Origin of the sequence: Kitasatospora sp. NPDC056800, assembly GCF_042789775.1 — a bacterium.
Taxonomy (GTDB): Bacteria; Actinomycetota; Actinomycetes; order Streptomycetales; family Streptomycetaceae; genus Kitasatospora.
The window spans coordinates 1-21,822 of record NZ_JBHUAL010000168.1; the positions used below are offsets into that span (position 1 = coordinate 1).

The window sequence follows — 21,822 nt, forward strand, 5'->3', positions numbered from 1 at the left end:
GGGCGGGGGGGGGGGGGGGCCCTCCCCCCGCCCCCCCCCCAAACCCGGGGGGGGGGGGGGTCGGCGGGGGGGCCGGGCCCCCCCCCCCCGCAGCGGGAGGGTGGGGCAGGTGGTCTCTGGTCCGTACGGCACGGGGCGGATCGATTCGCCTGCGCCGCACGGCGGTTGGTGAGCCCGTGGGCCGGACCGATTCCGAGCGGTCCGGCCCACGGGCGGCCTGGGTGGAGGTCAGTCCTCCAGGGCGGCGCGCGCGTCCACGAAGGCCGCGACGGCGCGCTCGACGTCCTCGGTGGAGTGCGCCGCGGACAGCTGCACCCGGATCCGGGCCTGGCCGTGCGGCACCACCGGGAAGGAGAAGCCGATCACGTACACGCCGCGCTCCAGCAGCAGCTCGGCGAGCCGGCCCGCCTTGGCCGCGTCGCCGATCATCACCGGGGCGATCGGGTGGTCGCCGGGCAGGATCTCGAACCCGGCCTCGGTCATCTTCGCCCGGAACAGCGCGGTGTTGGCCGCCAGCCGCTCGCGCAGCTCGGTGGACTTCTCGACCAGGTCGAGCACCTTGAGCGAGGCGGCCGCGATCACCGGGGCCAGCGAGTTGGAGAACAGGTACGGGCGGGAGCGCTGGCGCAGCAGGGCGACGATCTCCCGGCGGGCGGCGACGTAGCCGCCGGAGGCGCCGCCGAGCGCCTTGCCGAGGGTGCCGGTGATGATGTCCACGCGGTCCGTCACGCCGTGCAGCTCGGGGGTGCCGCGGCCGTTCGGGCCGACGAAGCCGACGGCGTGCGAGTCGTCCACCATGACCATGGCGTCGTAGCGGTCGGCCAGGTCGCAGATCTCGCGCAGCGGGGCGACGTAGCCGTCCATCGAGAACACGCCGTCGGTGACGATCAGGCGGCGGCGCGCGTCCTGGGTGTCCTGGAGCTGCTTCTCCAGGTCGGCCAGGTCGCGGTTGGCGTAGCGGTGGCGGCGGGCCTTGCTGAGCCGGATGCCGTCGATGATGCTGGCGTGGTTCAGCGCGTCGGAGATGACGGCGTCCCGGTCGTCCAGCAGGGTCTCGAAGACACCGCCGTTGGCGTCGAAGCAGGAGGAGTAGAGGATCGTGTCCTCCTGGCCGAGGAACGCCGAGAGGCGGTCCTCCAGCTCCTTGTGGACGTCCTGGGTGCCGCAGATGAAGCGGACCGAGGCCATCCCGTAGCCCCAGCGGTCCAGGGCGTCCTTGGCGGCGGAGAGCACCTCGGGGTGGTCGGCCAGGCCGAGGTAGTTGTTGGCGCAGAAGTTCAGCACCTCGCCGGGCAGGCCGCCGGCGGTCACGGTGACGGCGGCGCTCTGCGGGGTGCCGATCACCCGCTCGGGCTTGAACAGCCCGGCCTCGCGGATCTCGTCCAGGGTGGCGGCGACGTCGGCACGCACGTTGTCGAACACTGCGGTCTCCTCAATCAGTTCGGCGGGGCGGTTCGGCGGGTTCGGCGGGTTCGGCGGGGGGCTTCGGCGGGGCTGAGCCGGGCTCAGGCGGTCCAGTCGAGGATGATCTTGCCGCAGTTGCCGCTCGCGGCGTCGTCGAAGGCGGTCTCGAAGTCGGTGGCGGCGTAGCGGCCGGTGATCACCGGAGCGAGGTCCAGGCCGCCCTCCAGCAGCACGGACATCGCGTACCAGGTCTCGAACATCTCCCGGCCGTAGATGCCCTTGATGGTGATCATCGAGGTGACGATCGAGGCCCAGTCCACCGGGAACTGCTCGGCGGGCAGGCCGAGCATGGCGATCTTCCCGCCGTGGGTCATGTTGGCGATCATCGACTGCATCGCCTCGGGGCGGCCGGACATCTCCAGGCCGACGTCGAAGCCCTCGCGCAGGCCGAGCTTCTGCTGGCCCTCCTCGATGGTGTGCTGCGAGACGTCCAGCGCCAGCGTCACGCCGACCTTGCGGGCCAGGTCGAGGCGGTACGGGGAGACGTCGGTGATCATCACGTTGCGGGCGCCGGCGTGCTTGGCGACGGCGGCGGCCATGATGCCGATCGGGCCGGCGCCGGTGACCAGCACGTCCTCGCCGACCAGCGGGAAGGACAGCGCGGTGTGCACGGCGTTGCCGAACGGGTCGAAGATCGCGGCCACGTCCAGGTCGACCGGCACCCGGTGCACCCAGACGTTGGAGGCGGGCAGCGCCACGTACTCGGCGAACGCGCCGTCCCGGTTCACGCCCAGGCCGACGGTGTTGCGGCACAGGTGGCGGCGGCCTGCCTGGCAGTTGCGGCACTTGCCGCAGACCAGGTGGCCCTCGCCGCTGACCAGGTCGCCGACCGCGATGTCCGTGACCCCGGCACCCAGCTCGGCGACCTCGCCGACGAACTCGTGGCCGAGCACCAGCGGGGTCCTGATGGTCTGCTGCGCCCAGCCGTCCCACTTGCGGATGTGCAGGTCGGTGCCGCAGATGCCGGTCCGCAGCACCTTGATCAGCACCTCGCCGGGGCCGATCTCGGGCATGGGGACGTCCATCAGCCAGAGCCCGGGCTCGGCCTGCTGCTTGACGAGTGCCTTCACGGCGGCTCCTGACGTGCGGGTGGGACGGCCTGCGGGTACGGGGGCAGGCCGAGGAGGCCCGGTTCGGCCGCTCCTGGCGGACGCGCTCCGGGCAGGCAGAAATCTGCCTGGTCGGAGGGGGTGCGGTCCATCGAGGAATTCTTAAGGGCGGCCACAGCTGGGCTGAACGATCGTGCCCGAGCGGTGGTCGGCGGCGGGTGCGCGGGCGGGCGCGGCGTGCCGGTGCTCACCCGTCCGGCCGAGCGCGGGCCCGGCGGCTCCCGGCTGGCCGACCCGCCCCAGGCCGGTACTCGACCCTCGGAGTGGACGACCACCGGCCGCCAGCCGGGCGGGGCACTCGGCTGACGGTGCTCCCGTTCGGTCCAGTCGGCCGCCGACCCGCGCGCGGCGGTACGAGGCGGGTGCTTACGGTGACGACGTTCCCCCACGGCCCCGTGGAGCAGCGCTCCGGCCCGGCCGAGCCGCGCTCCGGGGCCCTTCGCCACGGGGCCGTCCGCCCCAGAGAGGCGCCTGCGCCGATGACCGACACCCGACGGCCGCGACCGTCCGTTCCCCGCTCCGTTCGCGTCCCCCGCCCCGTCCGGGCGGCCTCCGCCGTACGGGTGGCCTCCGCCGCCCTCGCGCTGACCGGCCTGCTCGCCGTCTCCGCCTGCTCCGGGGAGTCGAAGCCCGCGCGGCAGGCCGGTCCGGCGGTGACCGCCGAACCGGCCGCGCTCAGCCCGTCCGCCACGCCGGGCGGCAGCCCCTCCGGCGGGGTGGTGCCGCTCACCACGGCCGTCACGACCCAGCTGGACGACGCGATCAAGCAGGTGATGGGCCAGGTCGCCATCCCCGGGGTGATCGTCGACTACGCCACCCCCGACGGCAGTTACCAGCGCGCCTTCGGCGTCGCCGACAAGGACGCGGGGACCCCGATGACCCCCGACCTGTACATGCGGATCGGCAGCGTCACCAAGACCTTCACCACCACCGCCGTCCTGCGGCTGGTGGACCAGGGCAAGCTGGGCCTGGACGACCCGGTCTCCAAGTACGTACCGAACGTGCCCGGCGGCGACGGCATCACCCTGCGCCAGCTCGGCGACATGCGCAGCGGCCTGTTCAACTACACCCTGGACTCCGACTTCCAGCAGGCCTTCTTCAACGACCCGAGCCGCCCCTTCACCCCGGACCAGCTGCTCGCGTACGCGTTCAAGCACCCGGCCAACTTCCAGCCGGACGCCCAGTTCGAGTACTCCAACACCAACCTGATCGTGCTCGGCCTGGTCGTCGAGAAGGTCGGCGGGCAGCCGCTCCAGGACTTCCTGAACCAGCAGGTGTTCACCCCGGCCGGGCTCACCAAGACCAGCCTGCCGACCGACGCCGCCTTCCCCGACCCGCACGCCCACGGCTACACCAACCAGACGCTCACCGGCGCGGTCGAGGACGCCACCACCTGGAACCCGTCCTGGGGCTGGGCGGCCGGCGCCGCCATCTCCACCATCGCCGACTTCCGGACCTGGTCGAAGGTGCTGGCCACCGGCGAACCGCTGCTCAAGCCCGCCACCCAGGCGGAGCGGCTGAAGACCAAGGCCACCGGACCGACCCCCGACCTCGGCTACGGCTTCGGGGTGTTCACCACCCACGGGTGGATCGGCCACAACGGCTCACTGCCCGGGTACGAGAGCGTGGTGCTCTACCTGCCGCAGGCGCAGGCCAGCCTGTCCATCATGCTCAACACCGACATCCTGCACGACGGTTCGGAGCCCTCGACGTTCGTGGCGCGGGCGATCACCCAGATCGTCTCGCCGAACAACGTCTACACGCTGCCCACCCCGCCCGCCTCGGGCTCGGCCTCGGCCTCTGCCTCCGCCTCCGCCTCCGCGTCTCCCACGGCCTCCCCCACCGCTTCGCCCTCGGTTTCCCCCACGGCCTCCCCGACCGCCTCCCCCACGGCCTCGCCGTCCCCGACGGCCTCGCCCACCGCGGGCGCCACCGCCACGCTGCACATCTCCTGACCCACCCGCTCGGACCGTACGGGAGGCCCGACCCAGCTCACCGGGTCGGGCCTCCGTCACGTCCTCGGATCCCCGGTCCTCAGATCCCCAGCACCCTGCCGAGGTCGTACGAGACCGGCTCCTCCAGCTGCGCGTAGGTGCAGCTCTCCGGCGTGCGGTCCGGGCGCCAGCGGCGGAACTGCGCGGTGTGCCGGAACCGGGTGCCCTCCATGTGGTCGTATGCGACCTCGACCACCCGCTCGGGGCGCAGCGCGATCCAGGAGAGGTCCTTGCCGCCGGTCCAGCGGCTGACCGCGCCGGGCAGCCGGCCCTCGGCGTGCGCGGCCTCGTCCGCCCAGCCGCCCCACGGGTGCCGGGACAGGTCGTCCATCCGCAACGGGGCCAGTTCCTCGGCGAGTTCGCGGCGGCGGGCCATCGGGAAGGCGGCGCAGACGCCGACGTGCTGCAGCCGGCCGCCGCCGTCGAAGATGCCGAGCAGCAGCGAGCCGACCACCGGGCCGCTCTTGTGCTCGCGGTAGCCGGCCACCACGCAGTCGGCGGTGCGCTCGTGCTTGATCTTGTACATGCTCCGCTCCCCCGGCCGGTACGGCTGGTCCAGCGGCTTGGCGACCACCCCGTCCAGCCCGGCGCCCTCGAACTCGGCGAACCAGGTCCGGGCGAGGTCGAGGTCGGTGGCGGCGGGGGCGGTGAACACCGGGTCGGCGGCGTCGGCGAGCGCGGCCTCCAGGGCCGGGCGGCGCACCGACAGCGGCTCGTCCACCAGCGAGTCGTCACCGAGGGCGAGCAGGTCGAAGGCGACGAAGGAGGCCGGGGTCCGCTCGGCGAGCAGCTTCACCCGGCTCGCGGCCGGGTGGATGCGCTCCAGCAGCTCCTCGAAGCGCAGCCGGCCGTCCCGGGCGATCACCACCTCGCCGTCCAGCACGCAGCGCGGCGGCAGCTCCCGCCGGAACGCCTCGACCAGCTCGGGGAAGTACCTGGTCAGCGGCTTGCCGGTACGGCTGCCGAGCTCCACCTCGTCGCCGTCGCGGAACACGATCGAACGGAAGCCGTCCCACTTGGCCTCGTACTGCATCCCGGGCGGGATCTTGGCCACCGACTTGGCGAGCATCGGCGCCACCGGTGGCATCACGGGCAGGTCCATGCGAACGATCCTCGCCCGCTTCGCCCCGGGGCGCGCGCCGGGCGCCCGGCCCTTAGCGTGAAGGGCATGGGCTCAGCCGTGGAACTGGAAGTCGCCGGGCGCACCGTCCGGCTGTCGAACCCGGACAAGGTGTACTACCCCGAGCGCGGCTTCACCAAGCTGGACGTCGCGCAGTACTACCTGGCCGTCGCCGACGGGGTGCTGCGCGGGCTGCGCGACCGGCCGACCACCCTGCAGCGCTTCCCCGACGGGGTGGACGGCGAGTTCTTCTACCAGAAGCGCGCGCCCAAGGGCCTGCCGGAGTGGCTGCCCACCGCCCGGATCGAGTTCCCCAGCGGCCGCTCCGCCGACGAGATCTGCCCCACCGAGCCGGCCGCCGTCCTGTGGGCCGCCAACCTGGGCTGCCTCACCTTCCACCCCTGGCCGGTGCGGCGCTCCGACACCGGCCACGTCGACGAACTGCGCATCGACCTCGACCCGCAGCCCGGCACCGACTTCCACGACGCCGTCCGCGCCGCCCACGAACTGCGCGCCCTACTGGAGGAGTACGGGCTGCGCGGCTGGCCCAAGTCCTCCGGCGGACGCGGCCTGCACGTGTACGTGCCGCTGGTGCCCGAGTGGACCTTCACCGACGGGCGGCACGCGGTGATCGCCCTCGGCCGGGTCCTGGAACAGCGGATGCCCGGGAAGGTCACCACCGCCTGGTGGAAGGAGGAGCGCGGCGAACGGATCTTCGTCGACTACAACCAGATGGCCCGCGACCGCACCATCGCCTCCGCCTACTCCCTGCGCGCCCGCCCCCGCGCCACCGCCTCCGCCCCGCTGCGCTGGGAGGAGCTGGACGACGCCGCCCCCGAGGACTTCGACCTGCGCACCGTCCCCGCCCGCTTCGCCGAACTCGGCGACCTCAACGCCGGGATGGACGGCCAGGCCTTCCGCCTGGAGCCCCTGCTGGAGCTGTACGACAAGCAGCTCCACGACGAGGGCCTCGGCGAACTCCCCTACCCGCCCGACCACCCCAAGGCCGCCGGCGAACCCACCCGGGTGCAACCGAGCCGGGCCAAGAAGAAGTAGGACGCTCCGTCCGCTCCCGAGGCTCAGCCCCGCGCACCCACCGGCGCCAGCTCGGCGACGATGCGGACGGCCTCGGCGATCTGCCCGTCCGTCAGGTCGCCCCGGGCGGTGAGGCGCAGGCGGGAGATGCCGTCCGGGACGGACGGCGGGCGGAAGCAGCCGACGGCGAGGCCCGCGCGGCGGCAGTCGGCGGCCCAGGCGACGGCGGCCTCCGGGCCCGGGGCGCGGACGGAGACCACCGCGGCCTGCGGCTCGCAGGCGTGCAGCCCGGCGGCGGTGAGCTGCCGGGCCAGGGTGCGGGCGACCTCGCGGGCGCGTTCGGCGCGGGCCGGCTCGGCGCGCAGCAGGCGCAGCGCGGCGAGGGCGGCTCCGGCGGCGGCCGGGGCGAGGCCGGTGTCGAAGATGAAGGTGCGGGCGGTCTCGGTGAGGTGCCGGATCACCCGGCGCGGGCCGAGGACGACGCCGCCCTGCGAGCCGAGCGACTTGGACAGGGTGGCGGTGGCCACCGTGTCCGGCTGCCCGGCCAGCCCGGCCGCGGCGAGCGCCCCGGTGCCGCCGGGGCCGAGCACGCCCAGCCCGTGCGCGTCGTCCACCAGCAGCGCGGCGCCGTGCGCGCGGACGGCCTGCGACAGCGCGGGCAGCGGGGCCGCGTCGCCGTCCACCGAGAACACCGAGTCGGTGACCACCAGCGCCCGCCGCCGCGCCCGCCCGGCGAGCACCTCGGCCACGGCCGCCGGGTCGCTGTGCGGGGCCCGGTGGACGTCGGCGCGGGAGAGCCGGCAGCCGTCGATGAGGGAGGCGTGGTTGTAGGCGTCGGAGACGATCAGGGTGTCCGGGTCGGTGAGCGCGGTCAGCGCCGCGAGGTTGGCCGTGTACCCGGAGGAGAACACCAGCGCGGCCTCCACCCCGCAGAACTCGGCCAGCTCCTCCTCCAGTTCGCTGTGCAGCGCCGTCGTCCCGGTCACCAGCCGCGACCCCGTCGAGCCCCCGCCCCACCGCAGCGCCGCGTCCGCCGCCGCCCGGGCGACCACCGGATGCCTGGTCAGCCCCAGGTAGTCGTTCCCCGCGAGGTCCAGCACCGCGTCGTCCGCCCCCCGACTGCGCAACGTCCGCGTCAGCCCCGCCTCCGCCCGCATCGCGGCCGTCTCGTCGAGCCAGTCGAAGACGTGCGCGGGGGCGGGAGCGGCGAGGACGGAGGGGCGCGGCTCGGCCGCGAGCGGATGGTTCATGCCCGGCACTCTGGCATGCCACCGCGCGTCGGGCAATGTGCGGATCGGCACATATCGACGGGCCACTCCTGTCGTGATTCACCAGTTGTTAACCACATATCAATATCCAATTCATCGAATTCCTCGCCGCATAAATAGTAAGATCCATGCCGATCTTTACCTGGGGGGTATGGAAAAATGACCGACCTCGAATTCGAGCGCCGCATGAATCCGTGGCTCTTCGACGACAAGGGCAATCTGACCGAAGCCGCGAAGAAGCAGTTCCCGGACCTCGCCGGGGCCAACGCCGCCCCGGTCTCACTGGCCCCGGCGGGCGGCGGCAAGACCATCGCCGTGAACGCCGGCGCGCTCCAGCAGGCCGCGCAGAACGCCTTCGCCCTGCGGGACTCCGTCAAGACGGAGTGCGACCAGCCCGGCGAGCACGTCAACGCCGCCGCCGCGTCGCTCAAGGGCTGGAACCTCGGCGGCACGCTCACCGGCACCTGGGGCACCTGGAGCAACCAGTCCGCGAGCCTCCAGACCACCGTCGGCGAGGTCGGGACCAACCTGCAGACCACGGCCCGGAGTTACAGCAGGACCGACTCCGACATCCAGGCCAACTTCAACCAGACGCACGGCGCCACCAGCTAGTCACAGCACACACGGGGGAAGCAGCACCACCATGGTGACGTACAGTCAGCTCAATCAGGTCGACCTCGGCAGCCTCGCCTCCGCGGCGGGCGACTTCGAGAGCCTCGTCCGCAAGTGGGACCTCACCCAGCGGATGCAGAACGAGGTCATCGGCACCATCCAGCAGTCCGGCTGGCACGGCGACGCCGCCGGACTCGCCAACGCCAAACTCACCTGGGCCCGCGACCAGATCCACGCCGCCTTCGAAGAGGCCTCGGCCCTGGCGAAGACACTGCGCGACGCCCACACCGAGATCACGGCCGCGAAGAACGACCTCACCGCCGCGGTCCGGAACGCCACGGACGCCGGCCTCACCGTCGACGGCGAGGGCGCGGTCCACTGGCCGCCGCCCACCAACCAGGCGGACAAGAAGGACGCCGAGTACGCCAAGAGCTGGAAGGCCAAGGCCGAGACCGCCGCCAAGGCCATCGGCGACGCGATCGACCGCGCCACCGAGGCCGACCTCGACGCCTCCAGGGCCCTGGGCGACGACACCGGCAGCGACGGCACCGCGTTCAACGCCAACCCCGTCGGCGGCATCCCGGAGGAGGAGGCCAAGGCGGCCACCTACATCCTCAGCCTGGGCGACCAGGCCTCCGACGCCCAGCTCAAGCACCTCCAGGACATCCTGGACCACCACAAGAACGACCCGCGGTTCGCCACCTCCTTCTACGGCAACCAGGACCCGGCGACCTTCATGGCCAAGTACGGCGCGATGGCGCAGAGCGGCGACTACGCCAACAGCTCGGCCCGCACCGCGGCGATCAAGGGCATCCAGCAGGACCTGGGCCTCACCCTGGCCACCGCGACCGACACCAAACAGCCGCTGCACGTCTCGGACGAGTGGGAGAAGAGGTTCCGCGCCGCCGGGGCGAAGCAGATCCCGGTGCCGCCCGGCGCCGACCCGGCGCACAGTCCGTACGGCTACCAGATCATGGCCAACCTGCTGCGGACCGGGTCGTACGACGCGCACTTCCTCACGCCGGTCGCCCAGCACATCACCCAGCTCACCCAGGAGAACCCGATGCGCTGGGACGCGGCCACCAAGGCCGCGTACCCGTTCACCGAGCTCAAGTTCATCGGTGTGCCGGACAAGGACGGCAACATCCGGGGCATCAACCCGATGTCCGCCGTCCTGGAGGGGCTCGGCCACAGCCCCGAGGCCGCCACCAGGTTCTTCCACGACGCCCCGACCACCTACAACCCGGACGGCACCGTCAAGAGCACCGGCGGCAAGAACACCTACCTCGACATACTCACCGACACCGGCCCGCGGTCCGTCCTCATCGACCAGCAGTACCCACCCCGGCCCAACCCCGGCACGGCCGACCCGTTCGACGTCACCGCCCTGGGCCACGCCCTGGAGGCGGCCACCACGGGCAAGGCGTACGACGACGACGGAAAGTTCCCCCCGCACACCGCCGCGATGAACGACATCATGAAGAGCGTGGTGGACAGGTTCGGCAGCAAGGACGGCCCGGACCTGCTCAAGGGCGGCCTGTTCGCAAACCTCAACGGCAGCCTCGGGAACATGACCGCCAACTACATCGGCGACGTCCAGAACGCGCTGGAGGGAGCGGGCGCCGGCTCGAACCTCCTCGGCCAGCCCGCGGTCGCGCGCCTGCTCGGTACGCTCGGCCAGGATCCGGACGCCTATGCCTCGATAGCGACCGCGCAGCAGGCGTACACCACGGCCCAGCTCCAGGACGTACTGGCCCACCCCGAGTTGCACAAGGACCTGGGCATGGCGGTCGAGAACGTCGCCAACCCGGCCGGGAAGGTCAACGGTCTGATCACCAGCGCCATGATCGAAGCCATCTACGACAAGCACACCGCCAGCGACGCCGAGTTCAACGCCGCCATCGACACCAAGCGGGAGATCGCCGGCCAGGTCTGGTCGTTCGCCGGCGACGCGATCAAGGGCGGAGCGCCCCTGATCGGCGAGGGCATCGACACCGCGGTCAACCAGATCATGGACAGCGTCGCCGACAGCTACAAGGTGGACACCCACAACGACGCCAGCGACGAGGCCGCCACCGCGAGGACGGAAGCCGAGCGCAAGTCGCACCAGGCGATCCTCAACGCCATCCACGACGCCGGGCGCAACACCGGCGCCGACCCGAACTACATCAACGACGTGGCCCGCCGAGCCGCCCAGGAGGAGGACACCGGCTACAACAGCGGCCGGAGCCTGTACCACGATGCGACCCACAAGAACTGACCCCGCGTCCCACCACCTGCCACGAGAGCGCTGAGACATGGTTGACGTCGCCCACATCATCCCGCCGTCCCCGGACGACCCGCCCCGGCGCCGATCCCGGGTCCGGCCCTGGCACGCCGCCGTCGCCCTCGCGGTGGCCGCCGCGGTGGGGGGCGGGCTGTGGGCGTGGAAACCCTGGCAGTCGGTGGAGTTGCCACAGAGCGCGTGCTGGGGGGTCCTGGACGCGAACGACCTGAAGCCGCTGACGGGCCCGGACGGGAAGGCCACCGAGCCCAGGCCGGCCCGCGAGATCGCCACCCCCATGAAGCCCGCCTCGGGGAGCCGCGACTCCCGTTGCCGCGTCATGTGGCCGGGCGCGACCTTCCTGCTCGACGCGGAGGTACGTCCGGCGCGCGACCGGATCGACGCCGACCGGAGGAACGATGCCAGTGGTGGATCGGTCGCCCCGCTCGACTTCGGCCCCGGCACGACCGGGTGGGCCACGACCAGCGACGTCGTCCCCGGGAACACGTCGGTCCGGCTCTACGTACCGTGCGACTTCGACTCCCCGAGGGACGACAGCGACCAGCCCCCGCCTCAGTACTTCGGCGTGCTGATCTCCGGGGACGTCGTCGACGGCGCCTCCCTCCGCAAGGCCCATCAGGCGTACGCGGACATCGCCCTCAAGATCGGCAGGGCGGCAGCGACCGCGTACGAGTGCCGGAACACCGTGACGCTGGCCGCTACCGCCCCCCGCGTCCCGTCCTGACCCGGCCGCCGGGGCGATCGGTCAGAGCGGCAGGCTCTGCCAGGGGCCGAAGGTGGTGGGGGTGGTGGCCGTGCGGAGGTACACCCGGCCGTCGGTGCCGATGGCGAAGAGGTGGAGGACGCCGGTGCCGTCGGTGAGGGCGGCCGGGTGGTCGAGGACGGTGCCGCCGAGGTCCTGCCAGGGGCCGTAGCCGCTGTCGGGGGCGGTCTGGGCGGTGGTGCTGACGCCGCCGGCGGCGTTGCGTTCGAACAGGACGACGCGGCCGGCGAGGGTGGCCGCGGCCGGTTCGCCGACGCCGCCGTGGCCGCCGAGGGGGGCCGGGGTCCGGCTCCACGGTCCGCCGGGCCGGGTCTGGTAGCTGACCAGCACCGCGCCGGTGCCGACCTCGCGGTAGGCGAGTTCGATGCGGCCGTCCTGGTCGAGGGCGGCCTTGGGCGGGCTGGCCGGGCGGGCGTCCGGGATCGGGTCGGGGCCGGTGATGGCGCCGTTCGGGGTGCTCTGGTGCCAGCCGAGGACGGCGGTGCGGGTGGCGGCGAACACCTCGATCGCCCCGGCACCGTTGCGGATCGCGGTGACCGGGTCCTGGAGGTCGGTGCCGCCGAAGTCCGTCCAGGTGCCCGTCCAGACCCCGCCCGGGGTGGTCTGCCGGATGCCGCTGAGGCCGCCGCCGCCGTTCTTGACGAAGAGTTCCAGCCGCCCGTCCAGGGAGTTGGCGACGGCGGGTACGCCGACCTGGTCCTCGTTGCCGAGTCCGGTGTTGGGGTTGCCGTGGTCGGCCCAGCTGTCCCACCAGCGGCCGTTGGGCACGGCCTGCGGCAGGGAGAGGAGGTGGTGGTCGGTGAGGCGGCGGGCGAAGACCTCCAGCCGGCCGTCGGCGTTGGTGCCGACGGCGATGCCGGGCGCGATCCGCCCGCCGGGGTCGGCCATCCGGAGCGGGCCGCCCCAGCTGCCGTCGGCCTGGCGCCAGTAGGTGTGGAGGGCGCCGGCCCGGACGACGAAGACCTGCGGGCGGCCGTCCTGGTTGAGCCCGGCCCAGGAGGTGCCGCGCGACCAGCGGTAGTACATCCGGGAGAACCAGAGGGCGGAGTAGTTCCCGTCGGAGTGGTCGTGGCCGGCGTACTCGGAGAAGTGGACGCCCTTGGCGCCGGCCGTCGCCGGGTCGAGGTTCACCGGGGCGTCGCCGATGTTGTAGTCCCGGTAGTTCACCTGGATCAGGTTGCCGCCGTAGAGGCCGGCGGCCTGGCCGGCGAACTTCGCGGCGGCGACGTGGTCGGAGTGGTCGCCGGAGTAGCGGCGGTCCGGGAGTTCGTCCTGGGCCCGGAGCACGGTCGGCCGGTAGGTCGCCATCAGCTGGCGCAGTACCTCGACGACGTCGGCGGCCGTGTAGGTGGACGGCCCGGACAGTGGGCTGTCCTTCGGGACGACGGTGGTGTCGGTTCCGCCGTTCAGCACGCCGCCGAGCCGGGCGTCGTGCAGGTTGAGGAAGATCAGGTGCACCGGCCGGCCCTTGAGGACGTACCGTTCGACCTGCTTGCCGGCGACCGTCCAGGCCTCGGCCGTCCAGTGCCCGACCTCGTCGGTGGCCGGGTCGGTGTCGCCGACCCCGGTCATCCGGGAGTAGGCGTTGACGGCGCCCATCTGCCGGTTCCAGGTGCGCAGCGGTTCGCCGGCGGTGTCCCAGCAGACGGTGGCGCAGGGGTCGCCGGTCGCGTTCCCCGCGGTGACGAAGACGGTGACGGACGGCGTGCCGTCGGCGAGGGCGTTGGAGAGGTCCGGGTTCATGAAGAGGATGTCGTCGTCCTCGTGCGCGACGATCTGCATGAACAGCGGTCCGGAGCCGGTGGCCGCGGCTCCGGGTACGGGTACGGCTCCGGGTTCGGCCGCGGCCGCGCGGGTCGCCGTCGCCTTGGTCAGGACGGGTGCGGCGAGGGCGGTGAGCGCGACGGAGGCGAGGAGTTGTCGTCGTCCGATTGCCATGGGATCCCCCAATTCGAGATCGGGACGTGAGCATGCCAGAAGGAGGTTAACCCATCCCCGGGTCCACAATGCCGCGCTCCGCATTCCGTGAACGTGTCGTACTGGAAAGACAGTTGACGCACGCTCAAACGTCTTCACCCACTTCCTTCCCGGTATCCTCGTTTCCGGACGAACCCGTTCCCCGTCGAGCCGCGCACCCCGGCCGACCACGGCGTTTCCCCCGTTCCCGCCGGTTTCCCTCCGCTTTCCCGCCGGTCCGCCGCACGGTTTCCCGCCGGCTTCCCACCGGCTTCCCACCGGTTTCCCCCTGGTCCACCGCGCGCTTTACCGCCGGTCCGCCGCGACGCCCCGGAGCGGGACGGACGCCCCGCCGCCGTCCCGTACCGCGTGATCGACGTCCGCGGAACCCCCTCCGGCCCTCCCCTCGCGGCACCGGGCTTTGCCCGGGGTGGCGGCGAGCAGGCAAGATAGCCGGGTGACCCTCCTTGATCTGATGCCGAAGCCCGCCACCCCCGACGCGCTGTACGAGACGTTCGCAGCCTGGTCGGAGGAGCGCGGGATCACGCTGTACCCGGCACAGGAGGAGGCGCTGATCGAGCTGGTGTCGGGGAACAACGTGATCCTCGCGACGCCGACCGGGTCGGGCAAGAGCCTGGTGGCGGCGGGGGCGCACTTCGCCGCGCTGGCGGAGGGGAAGCGGACCTTCTACACCGCGCCGATCAAGGCGCTGGTCTCGGAGAAGTTCTTCGACCTGGTGAAGATGTTCGGCACCGAACAGGTCGGCATGATGACCGGCGACGCGAGCGTGAACCCGACCGCGCCGATCATCTGCTGCACCGCCGAGGTGCTCGCCCAGATCGCGCTGCGCGACGGCACCCGGGCGGACATCGGCCAGGTGGTCATGGACGAGTTCCACTTCTACGCGGAGCCGGACCGCGGCTGGGCCTGGCAGATCCCGCTGCTGGAGCTGCCGCAGGCGCAGTTCCTGCTGATGTCCGCGACGCTCGGCGACGTCCGCCGCTTCGAGGAGGACCTGACCCGCCGCACCGGCCGGCCGACCACGGTGGTGCGCAACGCGACCCGCCCGGTGCCGCTGTTCTACGAGTACCGCCGCACCTCGATGCACGAGACCCTGGAGGAGCTGCTGCAGACCGGCCAGGCGCCGGTCTACGTCGTGCACTTCACCCAGAAGGAGGCGGTGGACCGGGCCCAGTCGCTGATGAGCATCAACATGTGCTCGAAGGCGGAGAAGGAGGCCATCGCCGACCTGATCGGCGGTTTCCGCTTCACCACCAAGTTCGGCCGCAACCTGTCCCGTTACGTGCGCCACGGCATCGGCGTGCACCACGCGGGCATGCTGCCGAAGTACCGCCGGCTGGTCGAACGCCTCGCCCAGGCGGGCCTGTTGAAGGTCATCTGCGGCACCGACACGCTCGGTGTCGGCGTCAATGTGCCGATCCGCACGGTGCTGTTCACCGCCCTGTCCAAGTACGACGGACAGCGCGTGCGCATCCTGCGCGCCCGCGAGTTCCACCAGATCGCCGGCCGGGCCGGCCGGGCCGGCTTCGACACCGTCGGCCAGGTGGTGGCCCAGGCGCCGGAGCACGTGATCGAGAACGACAAGGCGATCGCCAAGGCCGGGGACGACCCGAAGAAGAAGCGCAAGGTCGTCCGGAAGAAGGCCCCGGAGGGCTTCGTCGGCTGGACCGAGGAGACCTTCGACAAGCTGATCGGCGCCGACCCTGAGCCGCTGGTCTCCCGGTTCAAGGTGAGCCACGCCATGCTGCTGTCGGTGATCGGCCGCCCGGGCAACGCCTTCGAGGCGATGCGCAAGCTGCTCACCGACAACCACGAGGACCGGGCCGCGCAGCGCCGGCACATCCGCACCGCGATCGCCATCTACCGCTCGCTGCTGGAGGGCGGCGTGGTGGAGCGGCTGCCGGAGCCGGACGCCGAGGGCCGGATCGTCCGCCTCACCCTGGACCTCCAGGAGAACTTCGCGCTCAACCAGCCGCTGTCCACCTTCGCGCTGGCCTCCTTCGAACTGCTCGACCCGACCTCGCCCTCGTACGCGATGGACGTCGTCTCCATCGTCGAGGCGACCCTGGACGACCCGCGCCAGATCCTCGCCGCGCAGCAGAACAAGGCCCGCGGCGAGGCCGTCGGCGAGATGAAGCGCGACGGCATCGAGTACGAGGAGCGGATGGAGCGGCTCCAGGAGATCACCTACCCGAAGCCGCTGGAGGAGCTCCTCACCCACGCCTACGAGGTGTACCGCCGGGCGCACCCGTGGATCGGCGACCACCAGCTGCAGCCGAAGTCGGTGGTCCGCGACCTGTACGAGCGGGCGATGACCTTCTCGGACTACGTCGGCTTCTACGAGCTGGCCCGCACCGAGGGCATCGTGCTGCGCTACCTGGCCGGCGCGTACAAGGCGCTGGAGCAGACCGTCCCCGAGGACGTGAAGACCGACGACCTCAAGGACGTCATCGCCTGGCTCGGCGAGCTGGTCCGCCAGGTCGACTCCAGCCTGCTGGACGAGTGGGAGCAGCTGGCCAACCCGACCGAGCCGCAGGCCGCCGAGGTGCGGCTGGACGACAAGCCGGCGCCGGTCACCGCCAACGCCCGCGCCTTCCGCGTCCTGGTGCGCAACGAGATGTTCCGCCGGGTCGAGCTGTGCGCGCTGGAGCACTACGAGGAGCTCGCCGACCTGGACGGCGAGTACGGCTGGGACGCGGACCGCTGGGCGGACGCCATGGACGGGTACTGGGAGGAGTACGACGACCTCGGCACCGGCCCGGACGCGCGCGGCCCGAAGATGCTGCTCATCGAGGAGGAGGACTCCTCCTGGCGGGTCCGGCAGATCTTCGACGACCCGGAGGGCGACCACGACTGGGGCATCAGCGCCGAGGTCGACCTGTACGGCTCGGACGAGGAGGGCCGCGCGGTGCTGCGGGTGACCTCGGTGGACCGGCTCGGCGGCTGAGTCGGCGACGGGGCCCGACCCGGCTGTACGTCGACGCCCCCGGAAGCTTCGGCTTCCGGGGGCGTCGTCACGTCAGAACGGGCCGCTGTCGCAGCCGGGGAGCGCCGTCACATCCAGGCGAACGGCGAGCCCGCCGCGTAGGAGAGCGCCCGGGTGGCCTCGTCCAGGGTCTGCTCGGTGCTGGGCGCCGCGCCGGTGGCCGGCTGGCCGGGCGTGGTCGGCGCCCCGGTGCCGCTCGGGGCGGAGCCCGCCGGGCGGCCGTCGCCGGGCCGCGAGCTGGTGACCGTCACGTAGTGCCCGACCGCCTCGACCCGCGGGTCGCCGCCCTGCTTGGCGCCCGGGGCCTGGACGGGGCCGGTGGTGGTGTCGGCGAGCATGAAGGCGACCGCCCCGGGCTTGGTCCGCAGGGCGTCGGCGGCCCTGGCGGCGGAGGGCTGGTCGGGGAAGCGCAGCAGGGTGACGCTGCTGAGCACCGGGTGGTCCTGGCCGCTGAAGCTGACGGTCAGGTAGCCCTGGCAGCCGGTGTCCTTCAGCGGGTCCTGGCCGCGGTCCTGGAGCACCTCGACGCAGTTCTCGCCCTGCCGGACGCCGTTGCGCCGCGCCTTGAAGGCGCCGACCTCGACCGGCCGCTGGGCGGGGAAGAGATTGTCGACGTTGAGGGCCTCGGGGTCGGTGCGCGGCGGCGGCGCGCCCACCACGCGCGGCGTCGCGGACGAGTCCTTGGTGGACGGGCCGAGCCCGGGTATGTAGTCGCCGGGCATCGGGCGGGTGATGAGCCATCCGCCGGCCGCGACCACTCCGACGACGACGATCCAGCCGGCCGCTCGACGGCCCGTCAGCCGACGGCCCCGCCTGAGGTCCGTCCCCCCGTCGGTGTCGGCGCCCCCGCCGGTCCGCTGCCCTGCCCGGTCGTCCCGGCCTTCTCCCGGAGTCGGGGTGTGCTCCCCCTGCGTGGTCATGGCGCAGATTCTAAGCACCCCCGGCGTGGCGTGGATCACGGGGTCGGGGGTTGTGGATCATCGTCCGCCGGAGCCCGCCACCGGCCCGCCGCCGGTCGGCCGCCGGTCGGCCGCCGACCGGCCGCCGGTCGGCCGCCGACCGGCCGGCACCCCGCTCGCCATCCCGATCGCTACCGGCCGGTAACCGGAGGTCCGGCCCCGCGTCAAGCTCGTGACCAGCGGCGGAGCCGTGACCTTCGACACTGTGGCAATCGGCACATCCTCACACCGATCTTCTGGCGGGTTTGCTCTGGCGCCGCTCGATCGCCACCAGGCAGGATCGCCCCATGGATCTGCTCGATACCCTCACCGCCAAGGGCCTGCGCGGCGAAGTCCCGACCCGCGAGGAGGCCCTGGCCGTCCTCGCCACCACCGACGACGAGCTGCTCGACGTGGTCGCCGCCGCCGGCAAGGTGCGCCGCCGCTGGTTCGGCCGCCGGGTCAAGCTCAACTACCTGGTGAACCTGAAGAGCGGGCTCTGCCCGGAGGACTGCTCGTACTGCTCGCAGCGGCTCGGGTCCAAGGCCGAGATCCTCAAGTACACCTGGCTCAAGCCGGACCAGGCCGCCGACGCCGCCCGCGCCGGGGTGGCCGGCGGCGCCAAGCGGGTCTGCCTGGTCGCCAGCGGCCGCGGCCCGACGGACCGCGACATCGACCGGGTCACCGACACCATGGCCGCCATCAAGGACGCCGACCCCGAGGTCGAGATCTGCGTCTGCCTCGGCCTGCTCTCCGACAACCAGGCGGAGCGGCTCAAGGCGGCCGGTGCCGACGCCTACAACCACAACCTCAACACCTCCGAGAGCACCTACGGGACCATCACCAAGACCCACACCTACGCGGACCGGGTCGACACGGTGCAGAAGGCGCACGGCGCCGGGCTGTCCGCCTGCTCCGGCCTGATCGCCGGCATGGGCGAGAGCGACGAGGACCTGGTCGACGTCGTCTTCGCGCTGCGCGAGCTGGGCTCGGACTCCGTCCCCGTCAACTTCCTGATCCCGTTCGAGGGCACCCCGCTCGCCAAGGAGTGGAACCTCACCCCGCAGCGCTGCCTGCGCATCCTGGCGATGGTCCGCTTCGTCAACCCGGACACCGAGGTACGGATCGCGGGCGGGCGCGAGGTGCACCTGCGCTCGATGCAGCCGCTCGGCCTGCACATCGCCAACTCCATCTTCCTCGGCGACTACCTGACCAGCGAGGGCCAGGCCGGGCAGACCGACCTCGACATGATCAAGGACGCCGGCTTCGAGGTCGAGGGCGCCGGCGAGGCCACCCTGCCGCGCCACCGCGCGGACGTCGCCGAGGCCGCCCAGGCCGGCCACGCCTCCGGCGGCTGCGGCAGCGCGGCCTCCGCGTGCGGCAGCGGCGGCGGCTGCGGGCCGTGCGGCGGGCACGCCCACGCCCCGTCCGCACCGGCCGGGGAGGCGTCCGAGGCATCGGACGACGAGCTCCGCGGCGACCTGGTGAAGGTCCGCCGCCGCGGCGCCGGCACCGAACTCGCACCCAACGCCTGACAGTTCCGACCCCTCCGGAGAACGCACCATGCTCCAGCCGTCCGCATCCGCGACCGACCTGCTCGCCCTCGACCGCGCCCACGTCTGGCACCCGTACGGGCCGATGCCCGGGACCGTCACCCCGTACGTGGTCGAGTCCGCCTCCGGGGTGCGGCTGCGCCTGGCCGAACCGGTCGCGGGCGGGCGGCGCGAGCTGGTCGACGGGATGTCGTCCTGGTGGGCGGCGATCCACGGCTACCGGCACCCGGTGCTGGACGAGGCCGTGCGCGACCAGCTGGGGCGGATGAGCCACGTGATGTTCGGCGGGCTCACCCACGAGCCCGCCGTCCGGCTGGCGGCCACGCTGGTGGAGATCACCCCGGAGCCGCTGCGGCACGTCTTCCTCGCCGACTCGGGCTCGGTGGCCGTCGAGGTCGCGATGAAGATGTGCCTCCAGTACTGGCAGTCCACCGGGCGGCCGGCCAAGCGCCGGCTGCTCACCTGGCGCGGCGGCTACCACGGGGACACCTTCCACCCGATGTCGGTGTGCGACCCGGACGGCGGGATGCACCACCTGTGGGGCGGGGTGCTGCCCGGCCAGCTGTTCGCCCCCGAGCCGCCGGCCGGGTTCGACGCCCCGCTCGACCCGGCGTACGCGGCGCGGTTCGAGGAGCTGATGGCCCGGCACGCCGACGAGCTGGCCGCCGTCATCGTCGAGCCGGTGGTCCAGGGCGCCGGCGGGATGCGCTTCCACTCGCCGGCCTACCTGCGGATGCTGCGCGACCTGTGCGACCGGTACGGGGTGCTACTCGTCTTCGACGAGATCGCCACCGGCTTCGGGCGCAGCGGCGCGCTGTTCGCCGCCGACCACGCGGGCGTCTCTCCGGACGTGATGTGCCTGGGCAAGGCGCTGACCGGCGGCTACCTGACGCTGGCCGCCACGCTGTGCACGAGCGAGGTCGCCGACGGGATCAGCCGCGGCGAGGTACCGGTGCTCGCCCACGGGCCGACGTTCATGGGCAACCCGCTGGCCTGCGCCGTCGCCAACGCCTCGCTGGAGCTGCTGCTCGGGCAGGACTGGTCGGTGGAGGTCAAGCGCATCGAGTCCGGACTGGCCGAGGGCCTCACGGCCGCGGCCGGACTGCCGGGCGTACAGGACGTACGGGTCCAGGGCGCCATCGGTGTCGTGCAGTTGGACCACCCCGTGAACGTCCCGGCGGCGACCGAGGCGGCCGCGCGCGAAGGCGTGTGGCTGCGGCCCTTCCGGGACCTGATCTACACCATGCCCCCCTATGTGACGGAGGACGAGGACGTGGCACGCATCGCCGCCGCCGTGACCGCCGCGGCGGTGTCCGGATGAACGCGCGCATCCTGTTCGTGACGGGGACCAACACCGACGTCGGCAAGACCGTCGCCACCGCGGCCGTCGCCTCGGCGGCGCTGCGGGCCGGGCGGAAGGTCGCGGTGCTCAAGCCGGGGCAGACCGGCGTCTCGCCGGAGGAGCCCGGGGACGCGGCCGAAGTCCGGCGCCTGGCAGGCGAACTGACGATCCGTGAACTGGTGCGCTACCCCGAGCCGCTGGCACCCGACACCGCCGCCCGGCGGGCCGGGATGCCGTACCTCTCCCCCGCCGAGGTGGTGACCGAGGTCGCCGAACTCGCCGCCACCCACGACCTGGTGCTGGTGGAGGGCGCGGGCGGACTGCTGGTCCGCTACGACGACGAGGGCCGCACCCTCGCCGACCAGGCCCGGGCGGTGCTCGACGCCGGGCTTCCGGCCGAGGTGCTGCTGATCGCCTCCGCCGGACTCGGCACGCTCAACATCGTCTCCCTGACGGCGGAGGCCCTGGCGGCCCGCGAACTCCCCCTCGTGGGCGTGCTCGTCGGCTCCTGGCCCGCCGAGCCCGGCCTCGCCGAGCGCTGCAACCTCGCCGACCTCCCCCGCTCCGCCGACGCCCCCCTCCTCGGCGCCCTCCCGGAACGCGCGGGCCGCGCCGAGGACTTCGCCGCCCTCGCCGTCACCGCACTCGCCCCCGCACTCGGCGGCACCTGGAACGCGGAGCACTTCGAGGGCGCGTACCGGCCCGATTGGGGCCCGCTTCGCTCGAAGGGGTGATCCCGGCTTCCGCCACTGTCGGAAGCCGGGATGGCTCAATACCGTTCTTCCATGACAGACGGGCTCACCGCAGACGAGGCCCTGCGGGCCTTGGCCGCCCTGGAGGCGGCGTTCAAGGACGACGACGAGGCACTGACCGCCCTGGCGGCGAGCGGGCCCGGTGAACGGCCGCTCCCGGCGCTGGTCGCCGCGTACGGCGAGCACGCCATGGACACCCTGATGGCGCTCGCGTTCGGGCTGCGCGCCACCATGAGCGACGAGGAGATCGCGGAGATCTCCGACGCCGTCAGTTCCAACATCGGTGCCCGGATGAGCGCCCTGCTCACCCAGACCCTCAAGGCCTGGGGCACCCTGGCGCCGGCGGAGGACCTCCCCGTCATCAAGATCATCGCCCACACGGTGATCGACGCGATGCGGGCCGTCACCGAGGACCCGAGCAAGACCGAAGTCCTGCCCCTGCTCGCCACGTTCCGCAGCTACGCCCTCAACGGCACCTGAGGGACCGGGAATTCGGCGCGGGGGTGGCGTAGCCACGAAGACCCCCCGGCTAATGCCGTACACAAAAAAAACCCCCCCCCAGCCTGAAAGCGCCCCGCGGGGGGGGGGGGGAGAAGGGGGAGAACACCCCGGGACGCGCCCCCCG

The 21,822-nt window shown here is 72.7% G+C and carries 16 protein-coding genes; 10 read left to right on the forward strand and 6 right to left on the reverse strand.

From position 1 onward, the window contains the following. Positions 1 to 228 precede the first annotated feature (228 nt). Positions 229 to 1,422 (reverse strand): glycine C-acetyltransferase, encoded by a 1,194-nt coding sequence (locus ACFRQN_RS29760; RefSeq protein WP_049651232.1) that lies wholly within the window; start codon positions 1,420 to 1,422, stop codon positions 229 to 231. 83 nt (positions 1,423 to 1,505) lie between these two features. After that, complete coding sequence (tdh, locus tag ACFRQN_RS29765) at positions 1,506 to 2,534, reverse strand: L-threonine 3-dehydrogenase (RefSeq protein ID WP_380743302.1); 1,029 nt, start codon at positions 2,532 to 2,534, stop codon at positions 1,506 to 1,508. Between the two features lie 518 nt (positions 2,535 to 3,052). On the opposite strand from tdh, the gene ACFRQN_RS29770 reads away from it, so the two are divergent. Next, complete coding sequence (locus tag ACFRQN_RS29770; RefSeq protein WP_380743304.1) at positions 3,053 to 4,528, forward strand: serine hydrolase domain-containing protein; 1,476 nt, start codon at positions 3,053 to 3,055, stop codon at positions 4,526 to 4,528. A gap of 79 nt (positions 4,529 to 4,607) precedes the next feature. Here ACFRQN_RS29770 and ACFRQN_RS29775 read toward each other — a convergent pair whose 3' ends face one another. Continuing rightward, a complete protein-coding gene (locus tag ACFRQN_RS29775; protein WP_380743306.1) occupies positions 4,608 to 5,669 on the reverse strand; it encodes an ATP-dependent DNA ligase in 1,062 nt (353 codons plus the stop codon). Positions 5,670 to 5,735: 66 nt separating this feature from the next. On the opposite strand from ACFRQN_RS29775, the gene ligD reads away from it, so the two are divergent. Further along, entirely contained in the window at positions 5,736 to 6,743 is a 1,008-nt protein-coding gene (ligD, locus tag ACFRQN_RS29780; RefSeq protein ID WP_181970480.1) for a non-homologous end-joining DNA ligase, read from the forward strand. A gap of 23 nt (positions 6,744 to 6,766) precedes the next feature. Here ligD and ACFRQN_RS29785 read toward each other — a convergent pair whose 3' ends face one another. Continuing rightward, positions 6,767 to 7,972 carry an 8-amino-7-oxononanoate synthase gene (locus tag ACFRQN_RS29785; RefSeq protein ID WP_380743308.1) on the reverse strand — a complete coding sequence of 402 codons (1,206 nt, stop codon included), beginning with the start codon at positions 7,970 to 7,972 and terminating at the stop codon, positions 6,767 to 6,769. A 177-nt stretch (positions 7,973 to 8,149) separates the two neighbouring features. Between ACFRQN_RS29785 and ACFRQN_RS29790 the strand changes: the two genes are divergently transcribed. The 3 genes from ACFRQN_RS29790 to ACFRQN_RS29800 are packed head-to-tail and all read left to right on the forward strand — an operon-like array spanning position 8,150 to position 11,610. Further along, entirely contained in the window at positions 8,150 to 8,602 is a 453-nt protein-coding gene (locus tag ACFRQN_RS29790; RefSeq protein ID WP_375873615.1) for a hypothetical protein, read from the forward strand. A 31-nt stretch (positions 8,603 to 8,633) separates the two neighbouring features. Next, positions 8,634 to 10,862, forward strand: a complete 2,229-nt coding sequence (locus tag ACFRQN_RS29795; RefSeq protein WP_380743310.1) for a hypothetical protein — start codon at positions 8,634 to 8,636, stop codon at positions 10,860 to 10,862. A gap of 37 nt (positions 10,863 to 10,899) precedes the next feature. Further along, positions 10,900 to 11,610, forward strand: a complete 711-nt coding sequence (locus ACFRQN_RS29800) for a hypothetical protein (protein ID WP_380743312.1) — start codon at positions 10,900 to 10,902, stop codon at positions 11,608 to 11,610. 21 nt (positions 11,611 to 11,631) lie between these two features. Here the strand turns inward: ACFRQN_RS29800 and ACFRQN_RS29805 are convergent, their stop codons facing one another. Beyond that, positions 11,632 to 13,587 carry a PIG-L family deacetylase gene (locus ACFRQN_RS29805; RefSeq protein WP_380743314.1) on the reverse strand — a complete coding sequence of 652 codons (1,956 nt, stop codon included), beginning with the start codon at positions 13,585 to 13,587 and terminating at the stop codon, positions 11,632 to 11,634. A 493-nt stretch (positions 13,588 to 14,080) separates the two neighbouring features. Here ACFRQN_RS29805 and ACFRQN_RS29810 point away from each other — a divergent pair, with 493 nt between their 5' ends. Then, complete coding sequence (locus ACFRQN_RS29810) at positions 14,081 to 16,573, forward strand: DEAD/DEAH box helicase (RefSeq protein ID WP_369808340.1); 2,493 nt, start codon at positions 14,081 to 14,083, stop codon at positions 16,571 to 16,573. A 107-nt stretch (positions 16,574 to 16,680) separates the two neighbouring features. On the opposite strand, the gene ACFRQN_RS29815 is transcribed toward ACFRQN_RS29810, so the two are convergent. Continuing rightward, a complete protein-coding gene (locus ACFRQN_RS29815) occupies positions 16,681 to 17,532 on the reverse strand; it encodes a hypothetical protein (protein WP_143204601.1) in 852 nt (283 codons plus the stop codon). Between the two features lie 326 nt (positions 17,533 to 17,858). Here ACFRQN_RS29815 and bioB point away from each other — a divergent pair, with 326 nt between their 5' ends. Genes bioB through ACFRQN_RS29835 form a run of 4 tightly spaced genes read left to right on the forward strand, consistent with a single transcriptional unit; the run spans position 17,859 to position 21,677 of the window. Continuing rightward, the gene (gene bioB / locus ACFRQN_RS29820; protein WP_380743316.1) at positions 17,859 to 19,085 is read left to right on the forward strand and encodes a biotin synthase BioB; all 1,227 of its coding nucleotides are present in this window, start codon (positions 17,859 to 17,861) and stop codon (positions 19,083 to 19,085) included. Positions 19,086 to 19,113: 28 nt separating this feature from the next. Continuing rightward, on the forward strand, positions 19,114 to 20,424 hold the full coding sequence (locus tag ACFRQN_RS29825; protein WP_380743318.1) for an adenosylmethionine--8-amino-7-oxononanoate transaminase: 1,311 nt from the start codon (positions 19,114 to 19,116) through the stop codon (positions 20,422 to 20,424). Continuing rightward, positions 20,421 to 21,179 (forward strand): dethiobiotin synthase, encoded by a 759-nt coding sequence (bioD, locus tag ACFRQN_RS29830; protein WP_380743320.1) that lies wholly within the window; start codon positions 20,421 to 20,423, stop codon positions 21,177 to 21,179. The genes ACFRQN_RS29825 and bioD overlap by 4 nt, the downstream gene beginning before the upstream one ends. A 51-nt stretch (positions 21,180 to 21,230) precedes the next feature. Continuing rightward, positions 21,231 to 21,677, forward strand: coding sequence for a hypothetical protein (locus tag ACFRQN_RS29835; RefSeq protein WP_049653015.1), 447 nt, complete (start codon positions 21,231 to 21,233; stop codon positions 21,675 to 21,677). The last annotated feature ends 145 nt before the right edge of the window (positions 21,678 to 21,822 follow it).